Raw genomic sequence first — 9628 nt, 5'->3', positions numbered from 1 at the left:
GTCTCCGCCAGCAGCTCATTCACCTGCTGCGTGAACTCCTGCACGTACTCATCGTAGTGCTGCCCCGTCGCGGGGCCGTTGAACCCGGTGTGCACGTTGCGGATCTTTCCCTGCCGATCGATCAGGATGCTGGTCGGATAGCCATAGACGCCGCTCAAGGTCGGCAGTTTACGCTCGGGATCTTCGTCGTCGGCGACACCGGCAATCAGCGTCGGATAGTCGATGTGCAGATCGCGCTGGTAGCCGCGCACGGCCGCGGCCGCCCTGGCGAACTCGCCATGACGCTCGAACATCAGCGCAATGATCTCGAAGCCGCGATCCTTGTGCTCCTGGTAGAACGGCACGAGGACGGCCGCTTCGTCATGGCAGTTGGGACACCACGTACCGCCCAGCGTCACGAGTACCACCTTGCCGCGGAAGCGTTCGTCGCTCAGCGACACCGGCTTGCCGTCGACATCCTCGAAGGTGAAATCGAAGCGGTCTGACTTCAGTGTCGTGGCGATGTGTTCGAGTTCTGCATCCTCGTTGCGTTGCGCCGAGACTTTCTCGTGACCCTTGAGTCCCTGCCAGTACTCGCCGACCAGTGCGCCATTCTCGATGCGCAGCTTGTAGAGGTACGCAAGACCGCCGGCGAACGTCGACAGGTGCACGTCGTCGCCATGAACCTGGCCTTCGAGGAATCGATGATCGCCGGTCGGCGTCATGACCGTGCCCGTCACGCGGTCGTGGGTCTGCTCGAAGATCGCAACGCCTCGTGATGTCTTGCCCGCGTCGTCGGTGAACGTGACTTCCCAGCGGCCCGCCACATCCGCGTTGTCGGTGGACGATTCGGCGTAGAAGCGCCCTGTCTCGCCCAGCGTGGCCTTGAACGGAATCACCTGCTCGACGCCGCCGGCCTTGATCAGGGTGACCGCGCCTTCGAGACGGTCGCGATGCATCGTCGCGCGCAAGGAGTTTTCGTATCCGGGAAACATCGCGGCGAGTTCGCCGTCGCGTAGCGTGACATTCGGGACGCGGGTGCGCTCGCGGCCATTGATCAGATACAGCACCACTTCATCGCCTTCGCGCGCCACGTCCAGGCCGAACGGTGCCGGTCCGCCGGGCAATTCGAGCGTGGCGCGATAGTGGCCGATCGTCGGCGTGCCGACCTGGCTGCTGCAGGCGCCGATGCACAGCAGCGCCAGACTCAGGAGAAACGAGCGAAGCAGGATCATGACGCGATTTCCGAAAAGACCTGTCGTCACTCTACCGACGAAGATCGGTTGCGCAAAGTACGGGGGCCGCGCGGCGCGAACCCTGATTTACCGGGCGGAACTGGCCTTTGCGAATGTGCGTTGTTTCCTGCAGGAGTGGGTCCTCCCATTTTTCGCAACTCAACTGGCGCGTGCGGCAACACGCGATGTGGAGATCGATCATGAGCATTTCCTCCGGATCATCGATGCTGATCGCCGCTGCGACTTCATCGCTGCTGATGCTGTCGGCCTGCGGCGGCGTGAACGAGATGACCAAGCAGCGTGTGGCGCGTAGCGAAACCGCAGTCAACCAGGCCCAGGCGACGCTGGGCAACTCTGAGGCCGGCGCCATCGAGCTGCAACAGGCGAAGGACTACTTTGCCCAGGCGCGCAAGGCCGTCGATGACAACGACGAGGTCAAGGCCGAACGCTATGCGACCCAGGCCGAGCTGAGCGCTCAGCTCGCCGTCGCCAGGTCGCAGAACGCGACTGCGCGCAAGGCCGCCGATGAACTTCTCGCGAGCATCCAGACGCTGCGGCAGGAAACGAACCGGCCCGCGGCGCAGCCCTGACGGCGCAACTTCTTCGAGGTCCGACCTATGAAACGTACACACCATCTCATTCTCGGCATCGCGGTGGCCGCAGCGATGGCTGCTTGCAGCTCGACACCCGATCAACCCATTGCCGAACTCGAAACCGCACGCGCAATCGTGCCGCAAGTGGAATCTTCGCCGCGCGCCGGCGTTGCTGCGGAGAACGTCGCCAATGCCCGCAAGGCACTCGATGCCGCCAACGGCATGATGGAGAAGGGCGGCAAAGTCGAGGACATCCGCTATCAGGCGACATTGGCGGCAACGAACGCGCAGATCGCCAACGAAAAGATTCTCGAAGCTCAGGCCAAGGAAGAGATCCAGAAGGGCGAGGCCGAACGGCAGGCCGTGCTGGCGCAGGCCCGCGACCGCGAAGCCGATGCCGCGCGACAGCGGGCGCAAAGCCTCGAACAGGAACTCAAGGATCTGAAGGCACAGAAGACGGATCGCGGCCTGGTGCTGACGCTCGGCGATGTGCTCTTCGACACCGGCAAGGCCACGCTCAAGCCCGGCGCGTATTCGACCATCGATCGCCTCGCGCAGGCGTTGAAGGAAGATCCGAATCGTCGCGTGATGATCGAAGGTCACACCGACAGCGTCGGCTCGGATGAATTCAACCAGCAGCTCTCCGAGAATCGCGCGCTCTCGGTGCAATCGGCACTGATGCAGCGGGGCGTGTCAGGCAGCCAGATCAGTTCGCTGGGCAAGGGCGAAAGCACGCCGGTGGCCAGCAACGACAATGCGGCAGGACGTCAGCAGAATCGCCGTGTCGAACTGATCTTCACGGAAGAGACCGGGCAGCGCGTGGCGACGGATCAGTAGTCGAACTCTGCGGCCTGTCTCTCTCGATGATGGAGAGAGGCAGGCCGATTGCATAGAACCAGGTCGTATAAGAATCGGAGAAAACTCACGGAAGAAGTCTGACGCAATGTCGGACTTGCGCCCCGAAAGGCGTCCCGCCCGTGATAGCATGCGCCCCGCGTCGGAACGCACTCTTCGAATGCCGCACTAACAGCGGCACGCCGTTCCGTCCTCCACGCCCCCGCATCCGGCGCCGATCGTGCAGCCCGCGGGTTCTGAAATGGCAAGCTCCGGGAGAGCCATTCATGAAAAAGAACTACGTCGACATCAATCTGTCGAAGGCCAACTTCAACGACATCTACGTACAGCCCGATCCGCGCAGCTACTTCTCGGCGCTCGGCGCGCTCGACTACATGATTCCCGATCTCGCCGAACCGGTCATCCGGCAGATCCTGTCCTCGTTCGTGCAGGCGCGCGGGCAGACGCCCAGGGTGCTCGATGTCGGCTGTTCCTACGGCATCAACGCCGCCGTGCATCGCTTTCCGGTCAACTTCCATTCGCTGCGCGGCCGCTATACGCGTCGCGAAATGATGGCGCTCGATACCGACGAGCTGACGCGCCTCGACCGGAATTTCTACGCAAGCTGGCCCGAGATGGGACAGGCGCGGTTCATCGGCCTCGATGTATCGGAGCCCGCGGTGAACTATGCGAAGCAGGTGGGTCTCCTCGAAGACGGCGTCGTCGCGAATCTGGAAACCGATCGCCTGACGGCGCCGCAGGCCGCGGTGCTCGGCAGTGCGAACGTCATCCTGTCGACGGGCGCCGTCGGTTACGTCACCGAGCGCACGTACGCCCAGGTGCTCGATGCGATGGATACTTCGCCCTGGGTGATATCGTTCGTTCTGCGCATGTTTCCTTTCGAGCAGTTCATCCGCGCTTTCGCGGCGCATGACATGGTGACGGAGCGGCTCGCGGGCGCCACGTTCGTGCAGCGTCGCTTTCGCGATGCCGACGAATTCAGGAACAGCCTGGACCGGCTCGCCGAACTGGGCATCGACACCGCCGGCTTCGAGGCCGATGGCCTGCTGCATGCCGACCTGTTCCTGTCGCGACCGGTGGAAGAAGCGCGCGCCATGCCCATCGATGAAGTGGTGACGGTGGCAAGCGGCCGCAACCGGCCGGTGGGTGCGCGCTACGTGCAGGTGGAAACCGGCCAGGGAACCCTCATCGCGCTCGAGCCGTGAGTGCCGCCGACGCCTTCATCCGGCTCGATCGCGTCAGTGTCGCGTTCGGACCGGTCACGGTCGTGCACGACATCGAGCTGTCCGTGCGTCGCGGCGAATTCATTGCGCTGGTCGGCGCTTCGGGCTCGGGCAAGACGACCACGCTCAAGGCCATCAACCGGCTGGTCGACATCAGTGCCGGCGACGTCGCGGTGGACGGCACGTCGGTGGCCAGCATCGAGCCATACCGGTTGCGGCGTCGGATCGGTTACGTGTTCCAGGGCATCGGACTGTTTCCGCATCTGTCCGTCGCCGAGAACATCGCCATCACGCCGCGCCTGCTGAAGTGGAGCGAGGCGCAGATCGCAGCACGCGTGACGGAACTGCTGGAACTCGTGGACCTGCCACAGACGTTCGCCACGCGCCGGCCCGCGCAGTTGTCGGGCGGCCAGCGCCAGCGCGTCGGCGTCGCGCGTGCGCTGGCGTCGCGTCCCGCCATCATGCTCATGGACGAACCGTTCGGCGCGCTCGATCCGCTCACGCGCGATCAGCTCGGCACGCAATATCGTCGTCTGCACGAGCAGATGCAGTTGACCACCGTGATGGTCACGCATGATGTGCTCGAAGCGCTGTTGCTGGCCGATCGCATCGTGGTGATGCGCGACGGACGCATCGTGGCGAACGAGGCGCCGCACGAGCTGCTGATCGGCCATCACGATGCAGGCGTGCGCGCGCTGGTGGACATGCCGCGTCGTCAGGCCGAGCGCGTGCAGGCGCTGCTGCAGGTGCGCGCCGTCAACGGCGCAGGTCCGCAATGAACGAACGATTGCTGGCGGCGTGGCATCTGCTGCCCGCCTACCTCGGCGAGCATGTGCTGCTCAGTGCGTCGGCGCTGACGCTCGGCATCGCCATCAGCCTGCCGCTGGCGTTGCTCGCGATTCGCAGTGCGCGAATCCGCTGGCCGCTGCTGGCCGTCGCCAGTCTCGTCCAGACCATTCCGAGCATCGCGCTGCTGGCGCTGTTCTATCCGCTGCTGCTGGCGCTGTCGGCGCTGTCGCAGCAGATGTTCGGCGTCGGCTTCTCCGCGCTGGGATTTCTGCCGTCGCTGCTCGCGCTGACGCTGTATTCGATACTGCCCATCCTGCGCAACAGCATCACCGGCGTGATGAATCTCGATCCCGCCGTCATCGAAGCGGCGCGCGGCGTGGGCATGACCGACGCGCAGCGGTTGTGGCGCGTCGAACTGCCGCTCGCGGCGCCCATGATCATGGCCGGCGTGCGCACGTCCGCCGTGTGGGTGATCGGCACGGCGACGCTGTCGACGCCCGTGGGCCAGACCAGTCTCGGCAACTACATCTTCTCCGGCCTGCAGGTGGAGAACTGGGTCGCAGTGCTGTTTGGCTGCGCCGTGGCGGCGCTGCTGGCCCTGGTGGTCGACCAGTTGCTCGGCCTGATCGAAGCCGGAACGGTGAAGCGCAGCACCTGGCGCGTGAGCCTCGGGCTTGGCCTGCTGATACTCGGCTGCGCTGTCGCCGTGGGACCGCGACTGGCGAAAGACGCGCCGAGCTATGTGGTCGGCGCGAAAAGTTTCTCGGAGCAGTACATCCTGTCGTCGCTGCTCGCCGATCGCATTCGCGAACAGGGCCAGCCGGCGATCCGCAAGACCGGGCTGGGGTCGGCGATTGCTTTCCGCGCCCTGGCGGGCAACGAAATCGATGTCTACGTCGACTACTCCGGAACGCTCTGGGCCAACGTCATGCAACGCACCGATCGGCCATCGCGGCAGATCGTGCTGCGCACCACCGCGCAGTGGCTGCACGAGCGCTACGGCGTCGAACTGCTCGGATCGCTGGGATTCGAGAATGCCTATGCGCTGGCGATGCGCCGCCGCCATGCCGAGGAACTCGGCATCCGCACGATCCGCGATCTCGCCGCGCATGCCGCGAACCTGAAGATCGGCGGCGACTTCGAGTTCTTCGCGCGACCGGAATGGAGCGCGCTGCGCGATCACTACGGACTGCACTTTGCGGCGCGCCGCCAGTTCCAGTCCACGTTCATGTACAAGGCGGCATCGAGCGGCGAAGTCGACGTGATCTCGGCGTTCTCCAGCGACGGCCGCATCGCGGCCGAGGATCTGGTGGTGCTCGACGATCCCGATCAGGTACTGCTGCCGTACGACGCGGTGATCCTGCTGTCGCCGCGACGGGCCGACGATGCCGTGCTGCGCGCGGCGCTCGAACCATTGCTGGGCAAGGTCAGCATCGAACTCATGCGCGAGGCCAACATGATGGTCGATCGCGAGAGCGACAAGCTGACGCCCGCTGCCGCGGCGCGCTGGCTGGTGCAGCAGATCGACGCGAAGTCGCAGTAGCGGTTCTGCCGCGGCCGTTCGTCCCAGCCAGCGAGTCACGAAGAGCGGACTGCGTCAGCGCTTGTCGGCGTCGTGACTGAAGTGCCGTGGAAGATCCATCGAATCATGGAGCAGACGAAGCACTTCGATGACATCCGTGCTTCCGCGTGCGACGCGAAACATCACGAAGTGCCGCCCCTTTCGATCCTGTCGAGCTACGTGGAGACTGCGCAGTCCTTTGAGAATGTCATCGCGGTCATGCGCGCCGGGGATTGACGGTCCTTCTGCCAGGGCTTCGATTGCCAGGCCAATCGTCTCGGCATACGCAATCGATTGCGCCTCGCCAAAATGTTCGATCGTCCACGCGATGATCGATTCGAAGTCCCTTTCGGCAGCAGCGGCAAGGCGTACCCGCCAGCGGCGCTGGGCGCCGGTCATCGCGAACGGGCGGACGCAGCTGCGCGCGCGGCAAGCGAGTCCAGGTGCCGTCGCAAATCCGACATGCTGCTGAACTCGCTAAACCGGCCCGCATCGATGTCGTCTGTTCCGACGCGCGCGGCGTCGCGGAGTGCCTTGAGCCGGGCCTTCTCTTCGGCGGCGCGACTCTCGACGAGGCGCAGGCCTTCGCGCAGGACTTCACTGGCGTTCTGATAGCAGCCTTTCGATACGAGTTCGTCTATCAGCGCTTCCTGGTGATCCGTGAGGACGACGTTGCGGGTGCCCATGTGCGTTTCCCGGAGGGAAGAGAGAGTGGCATATTATGCCATCGTCCAGGCCGCGGCCAGACGCGCTGCACGGCTGAACGTCAGCCCACCCACACCAGCGCCAGCAACGTCACATCGATATCGGACTTGCGCGGCTTGATCTGCACCCGGTCGACCGCGGCCACGGCGGGATCGAACTCGCCCTGCAGCCGACTGGTTTCCTGTTCGAATTCGTTTTCCAGATCTGCGTGGCGCTGCTGCAGCACTTCGAGGCTCTCCTGTGCGCGCGTGACGTCGTCGCTCTCGCGACCGATGCGCCCGGCGCTGCGTGCGGCCGTGCCGACCCGTCCCATGTTGGTCGCGCTGATTTTCTTGCGCCCGAGGAACGCGCCAAGGATGGACGTGCCGATGCTGATGGCGGTGGACATCTTCTGTTGCGACAGCTGCGAGCTTTCGCGCTCGACACGATCCTGCGCGCGGCGGATCTGGTCCTGCAGCGTCGTCAGGCGGGGGGCGTATTTCTTGCGCAGGGCTTCGACCGCGGCGTCGCGCTTCTCGCGCAGGTTGAGCGCGATGCGTGCACGGAAATCCGCTTCCGACATGCCGGCGGCAGAAGTCGCGCCGAGCATGGCGTTGCGGAAGACGTCGAGTCCCGCCGACTCATAGACGTGCGCTTCGAGTTGCTTGCGCCAGGACTTGTAACTGTCGGCGCGCAGCAGCGACGCCGGAGCATCTGCGTACGCCGCATCGGCAGGCGCTGACTTCTGCAGCTGCGCCTTGAGATCGCCGCCGGTTTCGGCCTGCGACCACTGCGGTTCCGAGTCGACTTCGACCGGCACGAGATACGAGCGCGTTTCCCAGGCGTCGATGCCGGCCGGTGCATTCACGAAGTGCAGGCGGACCTGGCCCAGGAGGTGCGGGACATAGCGATTGCCGGTGTCGCGGGGGAGATAGAACTCGTCGATGCCGGCGGGGATGACGGGTTTGGTGATGGTCGCCGCGGAAGAGGCCCCCACCCCGGCCCTCTCCCCTCGCTGGGGGATCTCCGGCGCGCTTCGCACGCCTCCTCCCCGCTCGCGCGGAGGAGGGGGTGAAGAAGTGGAGGGGGAGAGTCTGGCGATCTCCGGCAGCGTCAGCGGTCCGCGCAGATACGACAGCGCCCAGCGCGTGCGGAACAGCACGGGCGCATCGTCGTGCGCATTGCGCATCAGGAACACGCGGCCGGTGAGATTGGCGAGCAGCGCTTCGAGTTCGCTCTTGTTCAGGCCGTCACCGGCGCTCACCAGGCCATCGATGACGCGCGCCTTGTCGCGCTCGGTCTGCAGCCGGCCGATGAACCAGGTGCCGGCGTTCGAGAGTCCCTTGTAATCGAGATCGACGGGATTCTGCGTCGCCAGTACGACGCCGAGGCCGAAGGCGCGCGCCTGTTTCATCAGCGTGAGCAACGGCTGTTTCGATGGCGGCATCGCCGTCGGCGGGAAGTAGCCGAAGATCTCGTCCATGTAGAGCAGCGCGCGCAGGCTCGACGTGCCGGACTGGCGGCGCATCCACGCGACGACTTCGCCGAGCAGCAGCGTGACCACGAACATGCGCTCGGCATCGTTCAGATGCGCGATCGAGATCACCGCGATGCGCGGCTTGCCGGCGTCGGTGAACAGCAATCGCTGTACGTCGAGCGGCTCGCCCTGCATCCAGGCCGCGAATGCGGGCGAGGCGATCAGGTTGTTGAGCGACATGGCGAGCTGCAGGCGTTCCTTCGCGGGATAGAACGTCTCCAGGTCGAACACGCCGACCTTGTCGAAGCCCGGTTTCTGGATGCCCTGGATCAGCGCCGCCAGATCGAGATCGCGGCCCGCGCTCCAGGCCTGATCGAGCAGCGTGGACAGCAGGATGTGTTCGCGGCTCTGCAGCGGATCGGCTTCGATGCCGACCAGGCTCAGGAGGCCGGCGACGGTCGAGCCGATGCGTTCGCGCAGCGCGCCGGCATCGGTACGCAGGTCCTCGCCGGGGGCGCTGAAGGAACGCAGCACCGACAGCGGCCGGCCCGAGGTGCTGCCCGGCGTGTAGATGGCGACGTCTGCCGCGTCGCGAAACCGCTGGATGCGCTGGCCATCCTGGCCCCAATCCGCCAGTCCCTTGCGCCAGGTGTCGGCGGTGGCAGCGGCATAGCCTTCGGTCGATTGCCCCTTGCGGGCGGCCTCGCCGGGGTCGACCCACGGCGCGAAGTCCTCCGGCCGCAGCTGCGGGAAGGTGAGCAGCAGGTTGCCGAGGTCGCCCTTCGGGTCGATCGCGATGGTGGGGATGCCGTCGATCGCGGCCTCTTCCAGCAGCGACAGGCACAGGCCGGTCTTGCCGCTGCCGGTCATGCCGACGCAGACGGCATGGGTGGTCAGGTCGCGCGAGTCGTATAAGAGGAGATCGGGCCGGTCCGTGCCGGTCGCGGGGTCGACTTCGCGGCCCAGGTAGAAGGAACCGAGTTTTTCGTAGGCGGGGAGCGTGGGCATGAGGCGGTGACCGGTGGCGGAGGGCGGGCGGACTGCATTCTTGCCGGTCGACCGCGACTCGTCATCCGTGTCTGCCTTCCCCTTGTGGGGCCGGCTTCAGCCGGCTCTTTTCGGATGTCAGGCTGAAGCCTGACCCACAGAAAGAGAGGGTCAGGGTGGGGGCCTCTCTCTTACTGTGGGGCCGGCTTTCCCGCGGGATTTCCTTCGGTCACAGCCGGCCTCTT

Annotated in this window: 9 protein-coding genes; 5 read left to right on the top strand and 4 right to left on the bottom strand. The window is 65.3% G+C overall.

Annotated features, from left to right (window positions below):
- Nucleotides 1–1214 (bottom strand): TlpA disulfide reductase family protein (locus tag V7D81_RS22120; RefSeq protein ID WP_324320401.1); only part of this gene is annotated, 1214 nt, incomplete at its 3' end.
- Between the two features lie 200 nt (nucleotides 1215–1414).
- Here V7D81_RS22120 and V7D81_RS22115 point away from each other — a divergent pair.
- The 5 genes from V7D81_RS22115 to V7D81_RS22095 all read left to right on the top strand — a co-directional run bounded on the left by V7D81_RS22115 (nucleotide 1415) and on the right by V7D81_RS22095 (nucleotide 6217).
- Entirely contained in the window at nucleotides 1415–1804 is a 390-nt protein-coding gene (locus V7D81_RS22115) for a DUF4398 domain-containing protein (RefSeq protein ID WP_324320399.1), read from the top strand.
- A 27-nt stretch (nucleotides 1805–1831) separates the two neighbouring features.
- Nucleotides 1832–2644, top strand: coding sequence for an OmpA family protein (locus V7D81_RS22110; protein WP_324320397.1), 813 nt, complete (start codon nucleotides 1832–1834; stop codon nucleotides 2642–2644).
- Between the two features lie 284 nt (nucleotides 2645–2928).
- On the top strand, nucleotides 2929–3867 hold the full coding sequence (locus tag V7D81_RS22105; protein ID WP_324320395.1) for a hypothetical protein: 939 nt from the start codon (nucleotides 2929–2931) through the stop codon (nucleotides 3865–3867).
- The gene (locus tag V7D81_RS22100) at nucleotides 3864–4664 is read left to right on the top strand and encodes an ATP-binding cassette domain-containing protein (RefSeq protein WP_324320393.1); all 801 of its coding nucleotides are present in this window, start codon (nucleotides 3864–3866) and stop codon (nucleotides 4662–4664) included. Before V7D81_RS22105 ends, V7D81_RS22100 begins: the two co-directional genes overlap by 4 nt.
- The gene (locus V7D81_RS22095) at nucleotides 4661–6217 is read left to right on the top strand and encodes an ABC transporter permease/substrate-binding protein (RefSeq protein WP_324320391.1); all 1557 of its coding nucleotides are present in this window, start codon (nucleotides 4661–4663) and stop codon (nucleotides 6215–6217) included. Before V7D81_RS22100 ends, V7D81_RS22095 begins: the two co-directional genes overlap by 4 nt.
- Nucleotides 6218–6271: 54 nt before the next feature.
- Here the strand turns inward: V7D81_RS22095 and V7D81_RS22090 are convergent, their stop codons facing one another.
- The 3 genes from V7D81_RS22090 to V7D81_RS22080 all read right to left on the bottom strand — a co-directional run bounded on the left by V7D81_RS22090 (nucleotide 6272) and on the right by V7D81_RS22080 (nucleotide 9404).
- The gene (locus V7D81_RS22090) at nucleotides 6272–6634 is read right to left on the bottom strand and encodes a type II toxin-antitoxin system RelE/ParE family toxin (protein WP_324320389.1); all 363 of its coding nucleotides are present in this window, start codon (nucleotides 6632–6634) and stop codon (nucleotides 6272–6274) included.
- The gene (locus V7D81_RS22085) at nucleotides 6631–6921 is read right to left on the bottom strand and encodes a type II toxin-antitoxin system ParD family antitoxin (protein ID WP_324320387.1); all 291 of its coding nucleotides are present in this window, start codon (nucleotides 6919–6921) and stop codon (nucleotides 6631–6633) included. Before V7D81_RS22085 ends, V7D81_RS22090 begins: the two co-directional genes overlap by 4 nt.
- 80 nt (nucleotides 6922–7001) lie before the next feature.
- Nucleotides 7002–9404, bottom strand: coding sequence for an ATP-binding protein (locus V7D81_RS22080; RefSeq protein WP_324320385.1), 2403 nt, complete (start codon nucleotides 9402–9404; stop codon nucleotides 7002–7004).
- Nucleotides 9405–9628 lie beyond the last annotated feature (224 nt).

The organism is Povalibacter sp., assembly GCF_036735925.1.
Taxonomy (GTDB): domain Bacteria; phylum Pseudomonadota; class Gammaproteobacteria; order Steroidobacterales; family Steroidobacteraceae; genus Steroidobacter.
The sequence above is the reverse complement of the archived record's forward strand: the minus strand, read 5'-3'. Positions and strand labels throughout refer to the sequence as shown.